The organism is Nitrospira sp. Nam80 (assembly GCF_965152575.1).
In genome coordinates this window covers 1,172,109-1,192,711 of the sequence record NZ_OZ224216.1, presented here as the reverse complement: position 1 = coordinate 1,192,711, position 20,603 = coordinate 1,172,109, and the positions used below count along the sequence as shown (strand labels likewise).

Genomic DNA, 20,603 nt, shown 5'->3' with positions numbered 1-20,603 from the left:
GAGTTCCGTTCTGCAGACCGTGCTCGTGTCCGTAAAGCTCGCCCGGCATGTCCGGTGAAGCGCCGGCCCCTGAAACGACACATCCTTGACTCAGGTGCATAACGTACTATCCTGAAAGATCCCACGAGCGGCCGCTATGATCAGGAGACAATGGTCCCTCTAGCAAATTTCCGTTTACGCGCCCTCCTTTCCATCGGCTTCCTTCTCGTTTCGTTCGTCGGGTTCAGCCATGGCGCGGAGCCGGCGGCGGCGAAGAGTGCTGCGCCGCAGCGAACCCCTCAAGCCAAATCTCCTTCGGTCCAGGCCCAAAAGACGCTCGATCAAGCGAAACGCCTGATCGACACCGAGCAACCGGAAGCAGCCGCGACGATTCTACGAAAATTTCTCGATGCTTCGCCCAATCCTGATTTTCTCGATGACGCCTATCTCTTGATGGCCGCCTCGATGTACGGCATGAAAGAATACGGCGAGGCGACGAAGTATCTGACTCAATTGTTCGGAGAATTTCCCTCCTCCGAGCTCATCGATCGCGGCAAATTGCTGCTAGCCAAGACGCACGCCAAGGCCGGAAACATCGATCTGGCGTTGCCGCTTCTGTCCGAAGTTCGAAGCCTTTCCACCGATGCCGGCACCAAGCGGGAGGCCTTGCGTCTCACCGGCGAACTCCAGGTACAGCGAAAAGACTTTGTTCGCGCAATCCAAGCTTGGCTGGACGAAATGAGTCTCGAGGCGGAAGATCACCAGCATGAAGCCGAGCCCCGCATCCGAGAATTGGTGCAAACCCAATTGGACAGACCCGCGCTGATCCGCATTCGTGACGCCTATCCCAAATCGTTTCCCGGTGATGTGGCCCTGATCAAACTCATCGAGCTGCAGCAGGCGGCCGGCGAGGACCATCTGGTGGAGCGCAACGTCAGGCTCTTTTTGAGTCGCTTCCCATATCACCCGTATGCCGAAAAGGCTTCGGAACAGCAGGCGGCCGTCCGCGCCAGGATGAAATCCCATCCCTACAGCATCGCCGCCGTCTTCCCGCTCTCCGGCAAATTGGCTCCCTACGGCACCGAGGTCTTGAACGGAATCCAGCTGGCGCTGGAGCGGACGAAGGACCATCCGGATGGGCCGTCGGTCGGGCTGATCGTCAAGGACACGGAATCGGACCGCGGCGCCTTTCTCGATGAGTTCTCGGAGCTGCTGTCCAATGATCGGCCCATGGCGGTGATCGGCCCGCTCCTGTCCAAAAATCTGCCGGTCATGGCCGAACTCGCCGACCGCGCGCGAATTCCATTGATTACGCCCAGCGCCGTCATGCCTAATCTCCGCCGCCTGGGCAACTATGTGTTCAGCACCTCGCTGACCTACGCCCATCAAGCCAAACGGATCGCCGATTACGGCGCGCGGGAACAAAAATACCGCCGGTTCGCCATCCTGCACCCGGATACGGCGTACGGGCGCGAACTCGCGCGTCTGTTCAGCCAGGAAGTCCGGCAGTATGATGGAGAAATTGTCGCGATCGACAGTTATAAGGAGGGTGACACCGACTTTCGCGCCCCGATTTTGAGGCTCAAGGCCGAAGACCTGAAAAAATACGGCGTCGAGGTCCCGATCGAGCCGGACCTGTCAAAAGCTCAGACCAAGCCGCCGGCCGGCAAGAAGAATAAGCGAATGCTCTATTCGCCGGGATTCGATGCCATTTTTCTCCCCGGCCGCTCGTTGGATGTCGGGCTCCTTGCCGCCCAGCTGGCGTTTCATGACATCATTGTCCCGATTCTCGGCGCCAACGGGTGGAACAGCCCGGACTTCGCCCGGGTCGCCGATCGATCCATTGAGGGCGGCGTCTTCGTGGACGGCTTCTTTGTTGACAGCCCGAATCCGATCGTGCAGGAGTTTGTCGAACGCTATCGCCGCCGGTACCAATCCGCGCCCACGCTTTTTGCCGCGCAGGGATACGACGCGGCGCGCGTCGTCTTGGAGGCGTTACGGAAGGGCGCGACAACGGGCGAGGGCGTGCGGGATTATCTATTGCTCCATCACGATCTGCCGACATTAGCAGGACCGGCGGATTTCAGTCCGGAAGGTACGTTGAACCGGCAGGTGTTCGTCATTCAGGTCAAGCAGGGTAAGATGATCCAGGTTGAATCGACGCCATGAATACCTTATCCCAAGCGCTGCATACTCTGTCTTACATGGGCCTGCCGTTGCTGCTCGCCGTGGTACTCCATGAGTATGCCCATGGATGGACGGCGAATTACTACGGTGACCAGACGGCCCGGTTGGGGGGACGTTTGACTCTGAATCCCTTGGCGCACATCGACCCATTCGGGACGGTCATTCTGCCGCTCATGTGCCTCTTGATGCCCGGCGGGTTTTTCATCGGATGGGCCAAACCGGTCCCAATCGATCCCCGGCAACTACGCGACCCGCGTCGCAACATGGCCGTAATCGCCGCCGCAGGACCGGGCATGAATCTCCTGCTGGCGCTCGCCAGCGCCGCCCTGTTTGCAGGCCTCCTCAAAATCGAGCCGTCGCTGTTGGGCTACTGGGGGGATGCTTCTTCGGAACTCCGGCAGGACTGGGTGGGAAAACTCTTGCTGCCGATCGCCGTCATGTGCGTATATTCCGTGCTGATCAACCTGCTTTTGATGCTGTTCAATCTGATTCCGATTCCACCGCTGGACGGCGGCCGCATTATGACGTGCCTGCTCCCCGTGAGGCCGGCGCTTGCGCTGGCCCGCCTGGAAGCCTACGGCATGTTGATCATCGTCGCCCTCATCGTTCTGGATCCGCAGATCATGGTGATCACGACGATCACCCATACCTTGGTGGATCGCATCGCCGGCGAAGTGCTGGCGACCGCGACTTTTTTCGGCGCAGGAATTCCCCAATGACGACCGCACGCAAACGAGTGCTCAGCGGGATGCAGCCGAGCGGATTGCTCCATCTCGGCAACTGGCTGGGAGCGCTCGATAATTGGAACACGCTCCAGGAGCAGTATGAGTGCTTTTTTTTCGTCGCCGATTGGCATGCCCTCTCCACCAATTATGCCAACACCAGCCGCATCCGTGACTTCGTGCACGAAATGTTGATCGACTGGCTCGCCGCCGGCATTGATCCGGCGCGGTCGACCGTGTTCATCCAGTCGCGCGTGCCGGACCATGCGGTCCTACATCTGCTGTTCTCGATGATCATTCCCATCTCCTGGCTCGAACGGAACCCGACCTACAAGGAAAAGCAGGAGGAGATCAAGGAACGCGATCTCGCCACCTACGGCTTTCTCGGTTACCCCGTGCTCCAAGCGGCGGATATCTTGATTTACAAGCCGGACTACGTGCCGGTCGGCAAGGATCAGCTTCCGCATCTGGAGCTGACCCGGGAACTCGCGCGGCGGTTCAACAGTCTGTACCGGCCGGTCCTCCCGGAGCCCCAGGAGCTGTTGACCAAGTTCCCCAAAGTGCTCGGCACGGACGGGCGCAAGATGAGCAAGAGCTACGGCAATACGATCAATCTCTCGGATCCCGAACCGGTTGTCCGCCAGAAGCTCAAGACCATGGTCACCGACCCGGCAAGAGTGCGGCGTCACGATCCCGGCAACCCGGATATCTGTCCGGTCTTCGACTTCCACAAGATCTTCTCACCGCTGCCGATCATTGAACAGGTCAACCGAGAATGCCGGACCGCCGAAATCGGCTGTATCGACTGCAAGAAACTGGTCGCCGATCGGATCGTGGAGCGCATGGCGCCCATGTGGGAAGCCCGCGCCTCGCTCACGAAAGATCCGACGCATCTGGAGGAAGTGATCGAAGATGGAAGCCGCCGGGCAGCCGCGGTCGCGCACCGGACATTGGAAGAAGTCCAAGACGCGATGAAGATCCGATGATATTAAAATGGCGTGGCGAGCTTGCGCCACACTTCAGTCAGCCGGCGCTGAACGGGCGCGCGCACGTTGATGAACGTGACGCCGAACTCCGATGCCTGAGCCCACCGTACAATCGCCCCATCAACGGTAATGGGATTGGACTCATTGCCGGTGAAAATGCAGAGTTCCAATTCCAGCCCGACTTGGATGGGCACCGCGCTCCTCACCCGGCATCCATCCGGGGACAGGTCCAACAGCTCTCCGTCTCCTTGAACCTTTTTCCCCTTGACTGAAAAGTGGCTGCGGAACTGGACGCGAACGCGCACGTGCTTGCGCTTGTTTGCCGCCGGCTGCATAGCTCACCCGCTTGTCGTGAAAATGCTCTCCTATCCAGGCCTGATTTCGGAGCATAGGATAAAAGCCGCGAAAAGGCGAGCAAACAGCGGGAATGCGCCGGCCGGCGGTCAGGATGGCCATGCCGGCCGGACTTCGCTTTTTCGAAGGAAACAGCGGCTATAACGTTTGCGGTTTCGGCTCCGACAGCGTTTTCCCGGCGGACTCCAACAAATCCCTGGCCACGATGATGGGAGCCTTGAAATGGATCGCAAGCGCGATCGAATCGGATGACCGGCTATCAAAAATCTTTTCCTGATCCTTGAATGCCACCGTCAGCGCACCGTAGTACGTTCCGTCCTTCAAGGTGATCACCGTTTTGGTGACCTTCCCGCCGAATGATTCAAGGATCGTATGCATCAAGTCATGCGAGAGCGGACGTGGGAGCTTTTGTCCCATCAGCACGCTTTGAATGGACCCGGCGACGGTATGATCGACAAAAATAGGAATCACCTTTCCCTCGGCCTTGAGTAGCACGACAGGCCCATGGTCCGAGAGCCGCACCTGCACATCCGCAATCGTTACCAGGGAGGCTCCGTCGGCCGCCTCATCGGCCTGCACCTGACAAGCGGAGTCCGAGAACACAAAGAATGCCGACACCAGCAGGGCCGCAACCATCCGAGGGTTCGTGCCTTTCATCATGTCCTCCTCCGGGGCGCATATCCCGGAAAAACAACCTGCGGCGTTAATTAGGCCCGCACAAAGGGATTCTCCTCACGTTCCCATCCAATCTGAGTTTCCGGTCCATGGCCGGTCACTACCGCGGTGTTCTCCGTCAGCGTGTAGAGGCGTTCGCGGATGGATCGTTCAATCGCATGGAAATCGCCGCCCCACAAATCGGTCCGTCCGATGCCGCCACGGAACAGGGTATCGCCCGCCAATACCAATTGGGCGGTCGGAAAGTGAAAACACATCGACCCCGGCGTATGGCCGGGCGTATGGAAGGCGCGTCCTTCCAGCGAGCCGATCACGAGCTTCTCGTCATCTGCCAACCAATAATCCGGCGAAGGGACCGGCGTATAGGGCACTCCGAACATGCGGCACTGCACTTCGAGCATATTCCACAGCCGTAGGTCGTCATGATGCAGGCATAAGGTGGCCCCGGTCGCGTGCTTCATCTCACCGGACGCAAGAAAATGATCGAAATGCGCATGGGTATGGAGAATGCTCACCACGGTCAGATCGAGATCCTTGGCTTCGCGCAAAATACGCTCATGCGCGCCACCGGGGTCCACTACCACGGCCTGTTTGGTCACCGGATCACCCAGAATCGAACAATTGCATCCGAGCGGCGGAACCGAAAACGTTTTCCTGATCATGCGACGGTCTCTGTCATACTTGGAATGATGCTAGCGTCTTGCCCATCGTTGCGCAACACATGACCGATTGAGGAATCATTCCGGTTGCGATCGCGCAGTCCACACGACTTCAGTGTCGGCGATCTCCCAATGCTCGCCGCGAGCTTCCAGCCATAGGAGAAATCCCGCCCCGCTTCCGTCCGGCCGATCGTTGGCCGCGTAGACCAGGGCTTGATCCTGGCGTGACGAAAATCCGACCCGTGAAAAGGCCAAGCGATCGATGGTCCGAGCGTCCTGCATCAGACGCACCGGCCGCCTCCGTGACGAGGGAGCAGACCGCCTCGCCTCCGATTCCGGTTCGCCCTCACCCGCGATGAACTGATACGGCACGCCGAACTTGAACAGGCTGCCCAGCCTGGAAGGCTGTTGGTTCTTGAAGAGAAAATCCAGGATCAAATCCCGCGGCAGGCGGCCATCGAAAAAGCCCTGTTCTTCGAAGAAGGCGACGGTCGGCAGTACCGGTGAATCGGGCAGCAGACGCGTCACGGTCATCCGTTCGATCATGACGAGCGTTGTGCCGCTCGTCAGAAATTTGCCGCGCACGACCGCGTCATAAATCGGATAATCTTGAACCGGAACGGCGCGCGCGCTCGGGATGCCGGAATCCGCCGCCGCAGCCGGCCGGCACTGTGTCCCTACGATCCCGCTCAGCAGCGCCAGCGCGATTGCGATTCGCCAGACCATGCGCTTGAGAATAGCCCGTCCGATCGAATCGGGTCAAACCCCAGAGCCATGTTCGGGATGGACAATCGGCCCGGACTCTGGTAATCGTCATCTGCCTGGATCCTCCAGACTATGATCAACGACCCTCCCCGATCCCTCCTTGTCGTGTTCGGCCTGTCCCTGATCGCGCTGACGCCGGGCTGCAAGCCGGACGATTCTCCGTTTCGCGCGGAGAATGAGAACCTGCGGAAGCAGCTCGTGAAGCAGGAATCGGTGGTGACCTCGCTGGCGGACGGCAACAAAGTCATGCAGGACCAAATCAATCTCTTGAATCAGGAACTCCGCGATGCCAAGCGGGAGGCCGAAAGAGCGGCGGCCGACGCCAAGGCGTTTCAGGCGGAAACCAAGGCGCTCAACGGCAAGCTGGAGTCGCAGCTGGCGGAGACAAAAAAGTTGACCTCCGAAGTGCAACGAACGGCCGCTCGCGTGGCGCAGATTGCCAGCAATGTGCGGGTGGAAGAGAAAGGAGCTCAGATAGAAGATTTGCCTCGGCCCATCGCAGCGGTAGTGAAGGCCGCGGAGGAAGCGCTGGCCCGCAACGGGTATCAGGTGCGCGTCAGCGTGAAGACCGATCAGCGAGCCGTCTTCGTCACCGAACGCAAAGTCTCAACGCCGGCTTCGCTGGAAATGTCCGGTTTCCGAAACCAGTATGTGCTGTCGCTGCAGGCCCTCCCCACCAACGTGACCCGCCTGGCCGTCAAGGCGGATTTCGAGAAACTCATCCAAGGCGGCCGTGTCCTCTCGGTCAACGCGGAAGAGACCGCCGAGATCGAACGCCGGCTGATTGCCGAGATCAATAAGGCGGTCGCTGCGCCGAGCAAGTTGTGAGCGGCGGCTCACCGATCGGTTCCCGAGTATTCCGCCTGCTGGCTTGCCGCCTGGCGATACTCTTTGCCCTCTGTGCAGTCTCGGCACTCCCCTGCACAGTTATCGCCGGGCCACCGCCTGCGCCCGAGCTGGCCCGGCATCTCGATGCCATTGCCAAGTTGGCGTCCTCCTCACCGGCCATCACCATTCCTGAAGGTCTTTTTCTCATGGGCAGCATCCGGATCGACGATGATCCCTACGGGCTAAAAACTCAGTTTGACGACACCGAGCTCCCCCAGCAACAGGTCTGGCTCGATGCCTATGAGATTGACCGGGACGAAATGAGCCTCGGCGAATACCTCGTTTTTCTGCGCCAGAAAAAACGCCATCCGGCGGAAGCGCTGCAAAAATTAATCTGGCACGTCATTACCGTGCATTCCGTGACCGATCAGACCTTGAGCCGATGGCCGGCGCTGTATGTGACCTGGAACGAAGCCGACGCCATGTGCCGGTCACGCGGAAAACGATTGCCGAGTGAAGCCCAGTGGGAAAAGGCGGCGCGCGGGCCGGACGGCTGGAATTTTCCTTGGGGCGACGCGCCACCGGATGCGAAGCTCGCCATGTTCGGCCAGCATCATGTCCACGAGATTCCGATCCTGGCCGCCGTGGAGACCGGCGACGACGGAAAAAGCCCGTACGGCTTACATCACATGGCGGGCAATATCGCCGAATGGGTCAATGACTGGTTCGGATTCGATTATTACGCCTACTTGCCCAATCGAAATCCTCCAGGCCCCACGAGCGGACGCTACAAAGGCGTGCGGGGCGGATCGTGGAAGAGCAGGCCCAATATGCTGCGTACCGCCACACGCGGCGGCTCCCCTCCGGATCAGCGCCAGCCGACGATCGGCTTCCGTTGCGCGAAACCGCTGTCCGCCGAATCCAACAGCCGCCCCGCTCGGCCGGGGAAGGGCCGGCCATAGAGATCGCTCGATCGATGGATCCGAAAGAAACCGGAACGAACTACGATGCAGTGGCGTCGTGGTGGCTCAAGCAAATGAAGGATTCGACTTATGGTATTGCCGCTCTGGAGTGTGCCCTCAGGTTCCTGGAGAATCGCCGGTATGCGCTTGATGTCGGCTGCGCGTGTGAAGGGCGGTTTCTCAAAATTCTATTAGAGCGCGGGTTTCACTGCACCGGGTTGGATATTTCCGGAGAAATGGTGGCGGTGGCTCGTCAACGCTATCCGAATGTTGAATTCACGGTAGCCGATATGTGCGCATGGCGGCTTCCGCGGAAATACGATTTGATCACGGCTTGGGACAGCACCTTCCATCTTCCGCTTGAAAGTCATGAACCGGTCCTTTTGAAATTGTGTGACGGGCTGTCCAAGAATGGAGTGCTTCTCTTTACCTGCGGCGGCGGGGAAGGACCAGGAGTAGCGCAAGGGGAGTTTGGCGGCAAGCGATTCGAATATAGCTCAGTAGGAGTTCCCGGATTTGTTCGCCTACTCTGGCGATTTGGGTGCGGCATTCAACATATTGAATACGACCAATACCCCGAGAATCATGTGTTTATTGTGGCCAGGAAACTCTAGCCGCTAGAGATTCTTTCGCAGCCGCACGACGCGGCCCCAGATGCGCTGTCCTGCTCCAAGAGCAAGATCCGGATAGCGCCGATTCAATGGATGGAGGACCAGCCGACCGCCGATTTCTCTGAGTTCTCGTAGCATCGCCGCCTCCGGAACAGCTTCATCGCCCGCCACCACGTAATGATCCACGTCACCCGGCAAATCAGGATCAACGAAGATGATTTCACCTTCGCTGAACAGCGGGTTCATCGAATCATCTCTGACGCGCAAGGCGAACGTGCGATCGCCCGACAGCTCCGTTTCGAGCAAGGTTTCGGGATCCACCGTCTTGTCCTGTTCCCCGCTCCCGACCACTCGACCGATGTGGGCCCAGGTGAGCAGAGGCACTCGCCTCATCTGTAGAGCCAGCGCGCGCCCCTGCTTATCGGTCGGTTCCGTGAGACTCAACACGCGGCCGGTCCGAAGGAAATCGACATCCATCCGAAAATATTTCGCAAACTTCCTCCAGACGGCCGGATCCTTCGGAACTCTGTCGCCGAGAATATTGACGATCGTGCGCGGAGTGACACCGATCGCCAAGGCCAAATCTTTTTCGGTGAGTCCTTCCCCCAATTCTCGATAAATCAAGCGCTTGAGATTCACGGTTGACTCCTCGGCGACAGTGGTCCAAGCAAGGTTGTTGTGCCACGGTACTGAAAATTGAGATCTCAAGCAAGCGCGAATGAATTGAAGAATGGGCTACCGGCAGGGTTGGCGATAGGCAAGATAACCCGACGCCGCGCGAATCGATCGCGATGGCACGGGCCTAATCAGGCGTTCGTGAAACATGAGGCGGACTGTGGGAAGGTCTCATTCCCTCCCACACTCCACTGGGACACAGTTATAGCTCTGCACCCGTTCGGCTTGGTCTTACCGAGCCGTGCTTCTCCCGGCGCGCTATAGAACTAGGCGCGCCGGGCTAAGACCGCCAGGTCTTTAGAGCCACTGCACCCGCTCGGCGGGCCGGATGTAGATCGGCTCTTCGACCTGGATGCGCGCCACTTCCTTCCCCGACTTGTTGAAACCCAGCACGGTATCGTTGAACATCTCGAACCGCTTCCCGTGAATCTGAGTCTCGAACACCTTCGGGCCCGGAATGACGTCGTACCGGAAGATAATCTGCTGGCTCGCTCTCCAGAGTTGCAGCACGGCCAACAACTCCCGGCTCGGCACCAGGTACTTCTCGATCGCATTGTCCACGCCCGGCCCGAACATCTGCCGCGCGTACCCCCGCGGGCTGTGCCGCGGCGGAATGTAAAAGCCGTTCGGCTCGGTCCCCCACTGCGGATACAAGGGGAGCGCCACTTGCTCCACCCGGACGGCATAGTAGAGCGGGTGCCACCGATCTTCAGCCCACAGGCCGTCTTCCCCGATGCGATTGAGGCTCTGCATCCGGATCTTCCCGACGCAGGCCGCCATGCAGCGCGTTTCCATCGGCTCCCCGCCCGTCAACGGATCCTTCCCTTCGATCCGCGGATAGCAGGCAATGCACTTCTCCGATACCCGGGTCGTCCCCCGGTACATCGGCTTCTTATAGGGACATTGCTCCACGCACTTCTTGTACCCGCGGCAGCGGTTCTGGTCGATCAACACGATCCCGTCTTCCGGCCGCTTGTAGATCGCCTTCCGCGGACAGGCCGCCAAACAGCCCGGATACGTGCAGTGATTGCAGATCCGCTGCAGATAGAAGAAGAATGTCTCGTGCTCCGGCAAGCTGCTCCCGGACAGCCGCCACGGTTCGTCCCGGCTGAAGCCCGACTTGTCGATGCCTTCCACCAAGGCCCGCATCGAAGTCGCCGTGTCTTCATAGATGTTGACGAACCGCCATTCCTGGTCCGTCGGGATGTAGCCGATCGCCGCCTGGCCCACTTTGGCCCCCGCGTCGAAAATCGTCATCCCTTCGAACACCCCGTAGGGCGCATGGTGCTTGCGGCCCACCCGTACGTTCCACACCTGCCCGCCCGGGTTCACTTGCTCGATCAACTGCGTGATCTTCACGTCGTAGAACTGGGGATACCCGCCGTAGGGCTTGGTTTCCACGTTGTTCCACCACATGTACTCCTGGCCCTTCGAGAACAGCCAGGTCGACTTGTCCGCCATCGAACAGGTCTGACAGGCCAAACACCGATTGATGTTGAAGACGAACGTGAACTGCCACTTCGGATGCCGCTCCTCATAGGGGTACAGCATCTTCCGGCCCAGTTGCCAGTTATAGACTTCAGGCATGGTGAGTTCCTCCGTTAGACGCTACACCTTGATCTTAATGTGCTCGCCTTTGAGCCACTTGATCATGAACTCGTTCTCCTGACCCGGCGTAAACCCGGTCCGGACCGGCTCCCATGGGCCCCGCGCGCCGATGCCGCCGTCTTCCGCCTTGGTGATACGGATCAAGCATTCCTTCGGCGTCGTATTGACCGCATGGTGGTCGATCGCATACCCCCACTTGAACTTCCACGCAATCGCGTGTTTGCCCGGTAAGCTGTCGGTCTGGTGCATCGGCATCAACCAGCTCCGCGTAAACGACTGCTGGGCGCCGTACCGGAAGTTCGACTGATACCCGGTATCGACGGCAATCGCGCGGCCGTCCGGTCGCGTCTCGTGTCCCTTTACCGACTTCGGCGTCGACACGTACGGGGCGTGCTTCGCCATCGTCACGTGGTACGGATAGGATGGGTTGTACTTGCAGCGAACCATCAACCGGCTCACCTTGTAGTAAGGATCCGACGGTTTCCAGCCGCGATACGGCCGGTCCACCGGGTTGCCGTCCACATAAACGTAGTCGCCGTCGTTGATGCCGCGGTCTTTCGCCGCCTGCGGGTTGATGTGCAACTGGTGCTCGCCGACCCCCGGCGTCCGTTTGTCCATCCGGTACGGATCCCCGAAATTCGATTCCCAAATCTGGACCCAGTCGTTCACCGACCACTGGCTGTGCACCCGATGCCGGGTCTTGGGCGTCACGCAGTAGAACTGGTAGCCCTTCTCCCACAACGGGTTGGAGTTTCGCTTGATCTCGTTCCACGGCAGCTTGATGTTCCGCACGTGCTTGTCATCATGGTGCTGCGCCGTGATCGGAATCCCGTAGTCATCCGGCCGGATGTACGGGTTGTTCGAGAAGATCGCGTTCGGTAGATAAGGAGTGGCTTCCGGGCCTTCCCGGTGTACGATGAAGTTCTCCCCATATTCAATCGCTTCCGGCTCGATGCGATAGGTCTCCAGCCGGCCCGACCGCGTCCATTGCGGCTTCGACTCGTTCGTCTCTTCCCACAAGGGCATGCGCGGGTAGGTCCGCGTCATCACCATCCAGCCCTTTTCCGATTTCAGCATGACGTCGGCGCTGTACCCGTACATCGTGGCGCTGGCATCCAGCATCCGCTGCGGATACACGTCCACCCGGTTCATGTACACAAAGTGGAACACGCCCCGAATGCGGGCATCGCCCGTCATCTCGGCCAACTTCGCCGCTACGCCCGCGAACGTGTCGGCATCGTTTCGCGTGTCGTACAGCGGCCGGATCCCGCCCTTCCAGATCTGCACCCACGGATTCGACACCGTGGCCGTCATCTCCGGATAGGTGAACTCCATCCAGCTGTTGCACGCAAAGGCGATATCGGCATGGTTCACGTCCGACGTCATCTCGATGTCCTGGGTCACGATCATCTCGATGTTCGGATCGACGTTCTTCACCATGTCATAGTGGTGCTTCGCGTTGTTCAAAATGTTCACGTTCGTGACCCAGCGCACCTTGCTCGGGCTCGGCATGTGGGTCTTGCCCGTGAACACCTTGCGGCCGTACTTCGGCGTATTGACGATCAAGGCGGTGTCGCCATGGTTCCAATAGCCGACTTCTTCGCCGTAGTAGTAGGATTTGGTCTTGACCTCCTTGCCGTGCGCATTCGGATCGAGGGTCAGATTGAACGGATCCTCGCCCGTATGCACCGCCAAGCCGGCGCCGGACCAGGGCGTCGCATTCCAAATGCCGGCCTTGTAGTTGCCGGACCAGGTATGGCAACCCGTCCCGAACTTGCCCATGTTCCCTGTATACATCAACACGAGAGCAGCCGCCCGTCCCATTTCCGTCATGTGGAAAAAGTGGCAGACGCCTTCGCCGTTGTGCATGGCTGCGGGCTTGATCGTTCCGCTGTCCCGGCCCCACCGCACAATGAGATCCTTCGGCGCCCGCGTAATCTGATGGATCGTATCCAGGTCGTAATCCTGGAGGTGAACAAGGTACAGTTGATAGATCGACGCCACATCCACTTCGCGGCCATTGAGCAACTTCACGCGGTACGTCCCGGTCAGCGCCGGATCGATGCCGCTCTCGACGAAATGGAACCCGACCTGCTCCCGATGCAGAGGCACCGGCGCTTTCTTGTTGATGTCCCACACCATCATGCCGCCCAGCCGGTCGACCTGATCTGATTTCAGCGCCTGCACCCGCCCCGAATAGCTCTTCGAGAAATCGGGAAGCTTGTACTCCGCGATCACGTCCCGCGGATCCAAATACTGCAACGTGTCCGTACGAACCAGAATCGGGAAGTCGGCAAACTGCTTACAGTAATCGATGTCCTGCAAGTTTTCGTCAACAATGATCTTGCAGGCTCCCAAAAATAGGGCTGCATCCGTTTGTGGCCGCAGCGGAATCCAATAGTCGGCGCGATAGGCGGTCGGGTTGTACTCGGGCGTGATGACGACGACGCGGGCCCCGCGCTCGATACACTCCAACTTCCAGTGCGCTTCCGGCATCTTGTTCTCGACGAAGTTCTTGCCCCAGCTCGTGTTGAGCTTCGAGAACCGCATATCTGCCAAGTCGACGTCGGTATTCTGCGTGCCGTTCCACCAGGGATGGCTGGGATCCTGATCGCCGTGCCAGGTATAGTTCGAATAGTACTTCCCACCCTGCGCCCGATCCGGATCGACCTTCCGGATCCAGCTGTCCAAGAGCGGCAGCACGCCGCCGTTGAAGCGGGTGTTCATCATCTTGCCGACGATGCCCAAGACCGGCATCCCGGCGCGATGCTTGAAGCAGCGCACCCCGGCGCCCTTCATCATCTCGATCATTTCCGGCGCATACCCCTGCTCCCGCAGACGGCGGGCGCCCGCCTCGCCGCTATACCGAGTCGCAATGATGAGGCAGCCCTTCGCCGCATAGGTGAACGCGGTATCCCAGGAGACGCGGATCATGTCGTCCAAAAACCGGCTGTCAAATTTGTATTTCCGTTTCACGTCCGGTGTCAGCTCCGGGGAGCCGGCATCCATCCATTCTTTCCAGCCTTTCCGCATCAACGGCCCTTTCAAGCGATAGGGGCCGTACACGCGGCGGTGGAATGTATAGCCTTTCAAGCACATACGCGGGTTATGGCCGAATGTCCCGCGGTTGCCATACAGATCTTCGTAGGTTTGGTGGTCGTAGTTCTGCTCAACCCGCATCACCACGCCGTTTCGGACGAAGGCGCGCACACGGCAACCGTGCGTATCGTTTGGGGAGCAACACCAGGTAAAGGAAGAGTCATACCGATATTGATCGTGATAGACCCGCTCCCAGGACCGATCCGGATATTCGCCGAGTGGATTGCCGACCTCGACCACCGGCTGCAGCGCCGTCAACGCCAAGGCTCTATCGGCCAACGTCGCCACCGCCACGGTCCCTGCTGTAATTTTGAGAAATTGCCGACGTGATACCTGCATTGCGAACACCTCCTGCTTGATGAGGGTTTCTGCCAGAACCTTCGCTCCTACCCTCGGTTCATAGGCGCCGCATCACCTCCTTTCCAATCGACTGTGCGTGCCTTAGAGCAAGTCTAGTACGTAAGCGATACATCTCGCATCTTGGCTTCAGCGAATGAAACGATGCCTCGCCCTTTCGGAGCCACTGATAACGGTAGAACGCCGGCTATCGAACAGTGAAGTCGTTCGACCTTGAAACGAAAGTCGCAAAATCATGACGTCATCGGCTTCAACCCCGAGGGTCGAAAGGGGACGAATGAGGATTGGACTGTTAAGTCTGCGGAATGTCGATCGCACCGCACGGTATGCCGTCAATCTTTTTACTACGCCTGTAGCGAAAGAACTACGCGGTGGCTCTGGAACATACCGGGAGTGTTTTATAAACTAACTCGACCAAACAACTCACTGCCTCACTGAGCGAACGAAGACATTTGTTCTCTATGTCCGCTACGCTTAGGCTATTGCACATCCTGATCGGAGATGATCAACCGGTCTTCCGGCGCGGCATTCGAGACCTGCTCTGCGAGTATTTCACGCCGATCGACATCGAAGAAGCTGCATCAGGTCCAGAAATGGCATCTCTGGCTCAGAAGAGAGACTGGGATCTTTTCATCATGGACGCTAGGATGCCGGGGAAATCCGGGACGGAGCTCCTGGAAGATCTCCTACGAATCCGCCCCTCCACACCTGTGATAGCTCTCAGCATCCATTCAGAACAGGCATATGCCGTACGTATGATCCGCTCCGGCGCCAGCGCCTATCTCACAAAATCGAGCACCCCGGACGTCTTGGTCAACGCCGTTAAGACTGTCTTATCAGGCCACAAGTATATCGGCCCGGAGGTTGGTGAATGCCTCGCCATGAGCATCCAGATGAGGACTTTGAAGCCCCCGCACGAATTGCTTTCTAACAGGGAGTTTCAGATCTTGCAGTTATTGGTGACAGGAAAGCCGCTGAAAGCCATTGCCGACGAGTTATGCGTCAGCCCCAACACCGTGAGCACCTACCGCACCCGCGTGCTGGACAAGCTCCATGTCAAAAGCAATGCCGAGCTGGCCAGATACGCCATCGAAAACCATCTGATCGAGTAGTCTTTCGCCATCGCCAGAGCGATCTGATCTTCCTTTCTCCCTCTCGCGCCCGCTCTTCGGCTGGAAACAGCTTCCTCGAAAGCGTAGAGTATCGAGGCGCTCATGACTTCTCTCGTGTCGTTTCAACAGGTCTCCGCCCGCATCGGCCGGAAAGATATTCTTCACGAGCTTAATTTTGAGATCCAAGCCGGTGAAACGGTGGCGCTCCTTGGGCGCAGCGGTTCCGGCAAGACCACGGCCCTGAAGATGGTGAACGGCTTGCTCCTGCCGAGCGCCGGAGAGGTCTTGATTGAGGGAACGCCGACCAGCGACTGGGATGTGATCCGCCTGCGCCGGAGAATCGGCTATGTCATCCAAGACGCCGGGTTGTTTCCGCATTTCACCGTGGCCGCCAATGTCGCGCTCGTGCCCAGGCTGGAAGGATGGAAGCCGGATGTGATCCATGCCCGTGTCCGCGATCTTTTGGCGCAAGTGGGACTTCCACCGGAGCAATTCGCGGAACGCTACCCGCGTGAATTGTCGGGAGGACAACGCCAACGTGTCGGCGTGGCCCGTGCGCTCGCCGCCGATCCTCCTCTCCTGTTAATGGATGAACCGTTCGGGGCCCTTGATCCGGTCACACGCGTTGAGATCCAACGGCAATTTCTAGACCTGCTCCGGCCACTCGACAAAACCGCGCTGCTCGTCACGCACGATGTCCGCGAAGCGCTGCTCCTTGCCGCCCGCATCGGCGTGCTTCAGCAGGGCCGTTTGGTATTCCTCGGCGGACGAGCGGAGTTCCTCAAGGCGCAAGATCCGGAAGTCCGGGCATTCCATAGCTGCCTCGATGACCATACAATAACGGGGATACTGTGACGCCGTCCGGCTTGGCGGGTGACATCTTGGATTTGACGCTCGAACATCTATACCTGGTGCTCGTTTCCATGGCTATTGCCACCGTGATCGCGATCCCAGCCGGGGTTCTCCTGACGCGACGCCGCTTCCTCCGGCGATGGGTGGTGGGATTCGCCAATATCATGCAAACCGTCCCGAGTCTGGCGCTGTTCGGATTTTTGATCCCGCTTCCCTTTCTGGGCGGCATCGGCACAACCACGGCGATCGTCGCGTTGGTGCTGTATGCGCTTCTGCCCATCCTGAGGAACACCCTGACGGGGATTCTTAACGTCGATCCGTCCGTGCGGGAGTCCGCGCTCGCCATGGGCATGACCGGGCGACAACTTCTCTTGGAAGTCGAGCTGCCGCTGGCGACGAGGACGATCCTGGCTGGCCTGCGGATCGCGACGGTGACGACCATCGGAACGGCGACGATCGCCGCCGCGATCGGCGGAGGCGGCTTGGGCGTCTTCATTTTCCGCGGGTTGGCGTCCGTCGATACGACGCTGTTGTTGGCCGGCGCCGTGCCGGCAGCCTGCATGGCATTGGCGGCCGATCGAGGGCTTGAATGGCTGGAAGACAAATTATCCCCGGTCTAATCACCGGCCTGTGGTTCATATGCATCCTCGGATGCGGCAATGAGCGCCCGATCACGGTCGGCTCGAAGAATTTCACCGAACAAGTGATTCTTGGCGAGATCGTGGCGCAGCATCTGGAGCATCGGCTTGGCCAGCGAGTGGATCGCAAACTAAATCTCGGCGGCACCCTGCTGGTGCACCAAGCGCTGGTGAAGGGCGACATCGATGTCTATCCGGAGTACACGGGCACTGCGTTGACGGCCGTTTTGAAGCTGCCGCCTGTCCGGGACCCGGCCGCCGCGCTCGGCTCCGTCCGTGATGAATATCTTAAACGGTTTGACGTGGAATGGCTTGATCCGTTGGGCTTCAACAACACGTTCGCCATGGTGATTCGTGGGGAGGATGCGCGGCGACACCTGCTGAAAACCTTAAGCGATGCGGCCGGCTATGCCGCGGGCTGGACCTTGGGGGTGGGCTATGAATTCCAGCAGCGAGCGGACGGCCTCGATGGATTATTGAAGACCTATCACTTGCCCGTCAACGGCTCGCCCAAGACCATGGACCTGGGATTGTTGTATAAGGCGCTTGAACAGCGGCAAGTGAACATGGTGGCCGCGAATGCCACCGACGGCCGCATATCGGCGCTGGACGTGATCGTGCTGGGCGACGACAAGCACTACTTTCCTCCGTACGATTGCGCCCTGGCCGTGCGATCGGATCTGTTGAAGCGCGATCCCGCCGTGCAGGACGCGTTGACCGAGCTGGCCGGATTGTTCGGGGACGTTGTTATGCAAAAGTTGAACTACGCGGTTGACGGTGAGCACCGTCCGGTGCAGGATGTGGCGCAGGAATTTTTACAGGACGCCAAATTGAATCCCTAGCAAGCAAGGAGGAGATTTTCGGCGAACGCCCATTCACGATCGACCCATTGTGCTTCACAAGTGAAGCGCGCCCGATGCGCAATGCCGGGAATCGCGTCGGCGAGAAATTTGTGACAGGCCTCCGTCCAGATCGTCTCTCCTTTTTTAAAAGTGCAGGACAACTCCGCGGCGTTGATCGACACAGTCTGCTGTCGTTTCGAACGTAAATGCATCTCGATACGTTGCTCGTTGGGCTGGTACCGGACATGATGCTGGAAATGACGAAGGAAGAAATTACCCTCAAGCTCGCGGTTGATTCGGGACAGTAGGTTGAGATTGAAAGCGGCCGTCACCCCGGCAGGATCGTTGTACGCCAGCAGCATCTCGTCCACCCCTTTCACGAGATCTGTCCCAAGCAAGAGGGCATCGCCAGGTTGCAATAGCCGGCGGATGTCGCGCAGAAATCTGTCCGCCGCCGGCGGGTCAAAATTTCCAATCGTGCTCCCAAGGAACAACACGAGCAGCGTTTGTCCCGAACGGCGTCGAGCCGCCACATCAGCCAAGCCTTCTAGATAAGACTTTTCAAGCCCGACCATGCTGATGGCGTTCAAATGCCCCAACTCTTGATGGCATTTGACAAGCGCGGTCGCGGAAATATCGATTGGGAAATAGGCAATCGGTTCTCGCTCGGCCAACGCTTCGAGAATCCACCGGGTCTTTCTCCCGCTTCCGCTTCCGAGTTCCACGACCGCCACGGGGGGCGGGAGATGGGTAAGCATGTCGATGGAATGGCGCCGGAGCAGGCGCTCCTCCGCTCTGGTGAGTCCATATTCGGGCAGCAGCGTGATCGCCTCGAAGAGAGCCGTGCCGAGTTGGTCGTACAGGTACATCGAGGGCAATTCACGTTGGCCCGGCTTGCCGAGGCTCCCGGCCACGGCGCTCGCAAATTTCTGGACTGCATCACTCTGAGTAAACGGTGACGGCATTGATGGCTCAATTCTTAAGCTCAAGGATGTTCAAAAAATCCATCTTTTCACCCAAGCCACCCAGTCGCCGTTGTCGCGCCTCTCCGGGCGCAGTCGCTCAGCTTCATGCCTTACGATTTAAACATCGCCTTGCGAGAACAAAGCCTGGTGAAAAGTGCGCCGACAACATCCTTACTTCTCAACGCAGCGAAATCCGGCATAGACATACGGATAATTCGGCCGGAACCAATTTCGGAATGATCGGCGCAACAGCGCGGCGCGCGTTCGCGGGGACGCCCCTTTCAGCACATAGTGTTGCCCGTCGAAAAAGCGAGCCGAATAGCCGGGATAAAAGGGAAAGGGTTGGAAGCCGGGATACGGCTCAAAGGGTGTTGAGGTCCATTCCCATCCATTACCGACAAGTTGTGCAATCCCGAATGCGCTGTCCCCGCCCATCGTGGCGGTCACGGAAAGCGGGTCCCATCGGCGCTCGTCGAAGTTGCCTCGCCGGCTGTCGGGCGGCTCATCACCCCAGGGATACGGCCGTTCGAGGCCATTCGGCGTGCCGTATGCGGCCCGCTGAAACTCGGCTTCGGTCGGCAGCCTCTTCCCCTTCCAGGCCGCATAGGCCTGCGCTTCGTCATGCGTTGCATAGACCGGCCAATCCAGCGGCAAGGGCACTTCGCCCGACATGGTTCTCCACCACCACTGCCCATCGCGGCTCGTCCAAAAGTGCGGCGGCCGAGCCCCCTCCCGAACAAACTCGAGATAGTCACCATTGGTGACCTTGTATCGGCTCATGGCAAAGGTCGGAACAAAGATCTGGTGCCCGTCGAACTCATTATCCCATCCAAACCGAAACGCATTATCGCTCCCGTTGCGCTGCTGTCCCATGGTCGCCACCCCGCCGGGGACCTCAATGAAGTGGGGGGCAGGAACCGCTTGCGGTGGTACGGAGTCCAGCACCGGTATCATTTTCCGGTCGCTCGGCAGGTGATGGAGCAGATAGGAGAATGTCTCGGCATGCATCAATCGATGCTCGAGCGCGACGGAGAGCAATTCTTCAGGAACCTCACCCAATAGGGCATCGAGCGCTCTTCGTAGGTCTCGGTTATAGCGACGGACTTCGTCCACTTCCGGCCAGTCGCAACGCTGATCCTGAGGCAGTTGTCCCGGCTCGGGATCAATTCCGAACGCGAACAGCCGGTCGAACGAAGGATGAAAGGATGCAAGCCCGGCCGCCTCTCGGAACAAATTCCAATCAAATGCATCGAGATGTCCGAGATAGAAAATCAGCCGGTGTCGCTCCGCGACCGGCCGGTCGTGCCATGCATCCGGCCGAATCAACGCGAACAAGGCATCCGTCCCGGCGCGAGCATCGGCCACCGCCCTTCGCAGGAGAAAGCCGGCCTCACTCACCGACCTGCACTCCCTTCCAAAAGGCGACATACCCGGCAATAGATTTGGCGGCGTCCTTCGGCGCGGGGTAGTACCAGGCCGCGTCCTTATTGATCTCTCCCTTCACGTCGATGTCGTAATAACTCGCCTCGCCTTTCCAAGGGCAGGTCGTATGGGTCGTACTGGCTCTGAAGTGCGCTCGCCGGATCGACTGCGGCGGGAAATAGTAATTGCCTTCGACCACGATCCCCTCGTTGCTTTCCGCCAGCGTCGCCCCGTGCCAGGTGGCTTTCGGCATAGGCGGCCTCCAGTTTCTCTGCTTTCTTCCTTCTCACTGTCCTGGCACAATC

At 59.0% G+C, this 20,603-nt stretch carries 20 protein-coding genes; 10 read left to right on the top strand and 10 right to left on the bottom strand.

Annotation, left to right across the window (positions count from 1 at the left end; translation table 11 throughout):
- The first annotated feature begins 150 nt into the window (after positions 1-150).
- From ACWGXE_RS05625 to trpS, 3 genes are read left to right on the top strand one after another with little or no spacing between them, the layout of a single operon-like run.
- Positions 151-2,148 carry a penicillin-binding protein activator gene (locus ACWGXE_RS05625; protein ID WP_447602000.1) on the top strand — a complete coding sequence of 666 codons (1,998 nt, stop codon included), beginning with the start codon at positions 151-153 and terminating at the stop codon, positions 2,146-2,148.
- A complete protein-coding gene (locus ACWGXE_RS05620) occupies positions 2,145-2,885 on the top strand; it encodes a site-2 protease family protein (RefSeq protein WP_447601999.1) in 741 nt (246 codons plus the stop codon). Before ACWGXE_RS05625 ends, ACWGXE_RS05620 begins: the two co-directional genes overlap by 4 nt.
- Positions 2,882-3,874: a tryptophan--tRNA ligase gene (trpS, locus tag ACWGXE_RS05615; RefSeq protein ID WP_447601997.1), complete on the top strand. Its 993-nt coding sequence runs from the start codon at positions 2,882-2,884 to the stop codon at positions 3,872-3,874. Before ACWGXE_RS05620 ends, trpS begins: the two co-directional genes overlap by 4 nt.
- A gap of 2 nt (positions 3,875-3,876) precedes the next feature.
- Here the strand turns inward: trpS and ACWGXE_RS05610 are convergent, their stop codons facing one another.
- The 4 genes from ACWGXE_RS05610 to ACWGXE_RS05595 all read right to left on the bottom strand — a co-directional run bounded on the left by ACWGXE_RS05610 (position 3,877) and on the right by ACWGXE_RS05595 (position 6,288).
- Positions 3,877-4,209: a PilZ domain-containing protein gene (locus ACWGXE_RS05610; protein WP_447601996.1), complete on the bottom strand. Its 333-nt coding sequence runs from the start codon at positions 4,207-4,209 to the stop codon at positions 3,877-3,879.
- A 157-nt stretch (positions 4,210-4,366) separates the two neighbouring features.
- Positions 4,367-4,888: a bifunctional nuclease family protein gene (locus ACWGXE_RS05605; protein ID WP_447601995.1), complete on the bottom strand. Its 522-nt coding sequence runs from the start codon at positions 4,886-4,888 to the stop codon at positions 4,367-4,369.
- Between the two features lie 47 nt (positions 4,889-4,935).
- Entirely contained in the window at positions 4,936-5,565 is a 630-nt protein-coding gene (locus ACWGXE_RS05600) for an MBL fold metallo-hydrolase (protein WP_447601993.1), read from the bottom strand.
- Positions 5,566-5,640: 75 nt separating this feature from the next.
- A complete protein-coding gene (locus ACWGXE_RS05595; RefSeq protein WP_447601992.1) occupies positions 5,641-6,288 on the bottom strand; it encodes a hypothetical protein in 648 nt (215 codons plus the stop codon).
- Between the two features lie 111 nt (positions 6,289-6,399).
- On the opposite strand from ACWGXE_RS05595, the gene ACWGXE_RS05590 reads away from it, so the two are divergent.
- From ACWGXE_RS05590 to ACWGXE_RS05580, 3 genes are read left to right on the top strand one after another with little or no spacing between them, the layout of a single operon-like run.
- Complete coding sequence (locus ACWGXE_RS05590; protein WP_447601990.1) at positions 6,400-7,155, top strand: hypothetical protein; 756 nt, start codon at positions 6,400-6,402, stop codon at positions 7,153-7,155.
- Positions 7,152-8,117 carry a formylglycine-generating enzyme family protein gene (locus tag ACWGXE_RS05585; protein ID WP_447601988.1) on the top strand — a complete coding sequence of 322 codons (966 nt, stop codon included), beginning with the start codon at positions 7,152-7,154 and terminating at the stop codon, positions 8,115-8,117. The genes ACWGXE_RS05590 and ACWGXE_RS05585 overlap by 4 nt, the downstream gene beginning before the upstream one ends.
- Positions 8,118-8,131: 14 nt before the next feature.
- Positions 8,132-8,731, top strand: coding sequence for a class I SAM-dependent methyltransferase (locus tag ACWGXE_RS05580; RefSeq protein ID WP_447601987.1), 600 nt, complete (start codon positions 8,132-8,134; stop codon positions 8,729-8,731).
- A gap of 3 nt (positions 8,732-8,734) precedes the next feature.
- Here the strand turns inward: ACWGXE_RS05580 and ACWGXE_RS05575 are convergent, their stop codons facing one another.
- The 3 genes from ACWGXE_RS05575 to ACWGXE_RS05565 form a co-directional block, all read right to left on the bottom strand.
- Positions 8,735-9,367 carry a LexA family protein gene (locus ACWGXE_RS05575; protein WP_447601985.1) on the bottom strand — a complete coding sequence of 211 codons (633 nt, stop codon included), beginning with the start codon at positions 9,365-9,367 and terminating at the stop codon, positions 8,735-8,737.
- Between the two features lie 333 nt (positions 9,368-9,700).
- Positions 9,701-10,990: a 4Fe-4S dicluster domain-containing protein gene (locus ACWGXE_RS05570; protein WP_447601984.1), complete on the bottom strand. Its 1,290-nt coding sequence runs from the start codon at positions 10,988-10,990 to the stop codon at positions 9,701-9,703.
- Positions 10,991-11,011: 21 nt separating this feature from the next.
- On the bottom strand, positions 11,012-14,449 hold the full coding sequence (locus tag ACWGXE_RS05565; RefSeq protein WP_447601983.1) for a molybdopterin-dependent oxidoreductase: 3,438 nt from the start codon (positions 14,447-14,449) through the stop codon (positions 11,012-11,014).
- Between the two features lie 500 nt (positions 14,450-14,949).
- Between ACWGXE_RS05565 and ACWGXE_RS05560 the strand changes: the two genes are divergently transcribed.
- From ACWGXE_RS05560 to ACWGXE_RS05545, 4 genes are all read left to right on the top strand, one after another.
- Positions 14,950-15,579 (top strand): response regulator, encoded by a 630-nt coding sequence (locus ACWGXE_RS05560; RefSeq protein ID WP_447601981.1) that lies wholly within the window; start codon positions 14,950-14,952, stop codon positions 15,577-15,579.
- 102 nt (positions 15,580-15,681) lie between these two features.
- On the top strand, positions 15,682-16,434 hold the full coding sequence (locus tag ACWGXE_RS05555) for an ATP-binding cassette domain-containing protein (protein WP_447601980.1): 753 nt from the start codon (positions 15,682-15,684) through the stop codon (positions 16,432-16,434).
- Positions 16,431-17,051: an ABC transporter permease gene (locus tag ACWGXE_RS05550; protein WP_447601978.1), complete on the top strand. Its 621-nt coding sequence runs from the start codon at positions 16,431-16,433 to the stop codon at positions 17,049-17,051. The genes ACWGXE_RS05555 and ACWGXE_RS05550 overlap by 4 nt, the downstream gene beginning before the upstream one ends.
- Positions 17,021-17,911, top strand: a complete 891-nt coding sequence (locus ACWGXE_RS05545) for a glycine betaine ABC transporter substrate-binding protein (protein WP_447601976.1) — start codon at positions 17,021-17,023, stop codon at positions 17,909-17,911. The genes ACWGXE_RS05550 and ACWGXE_RS05545 overlap by 31 nt, the downstream gene beginning before the upstream one ends.
- On the opposite strand, the gene egtD is transcribed toward ACWGXE_RS05545, so the two are convergent.
- The 3 genes from egtD to ACWGXE_RS05530 form a co-directional block, all read right to left on the bottom strand.
- The gene (gene egtD, locus ACWGXE_RS05540) at positions 17,908-18,876 is read right to left on the bottom strand and encodes an L-histidine N(alpha)-methyltransferase (RefSeq protein WP_447601975.1); all 969 of its coding nucleotides are present in this window, start codon (positions 18,874-18,876) and stop codon (positions 17,908-17,910) included. The genes ACWGXE_RS05545 and egtD overlap by 4 nt on opposite strands.
- Before the next feature lie 171 nt (positions 18,877-19,047).
- Positions 19,048-20,274: an SUMF1/EgtB/PvdO family nonheme iron enzyme gene (locus tag ACWGXE_RS05535; protein ID WP_447601973.1), complete on the bottom strand. Its 1,227-nt coding sequence runs from the start codon at positions 20,272-20,274 to the stop codon at positions 19,048-19,050.
- A complete protein-coding gene (locus ACWGXE_RS05530) occupies positions 20,267-20,551 on the bottom strand; it encodes a DUF427 domain-containing protein (RefSeq protein ID WP_447601971.1) in 285 nt (94 codons plus the stop codon). Before ACWGXE_RS05530 ends, ACWGXE_RS05535 begins: the two co-directional genes overlap by 8 nt.
- Positions 20,552-20,603 lie beyond the last annotated feature (52 nt).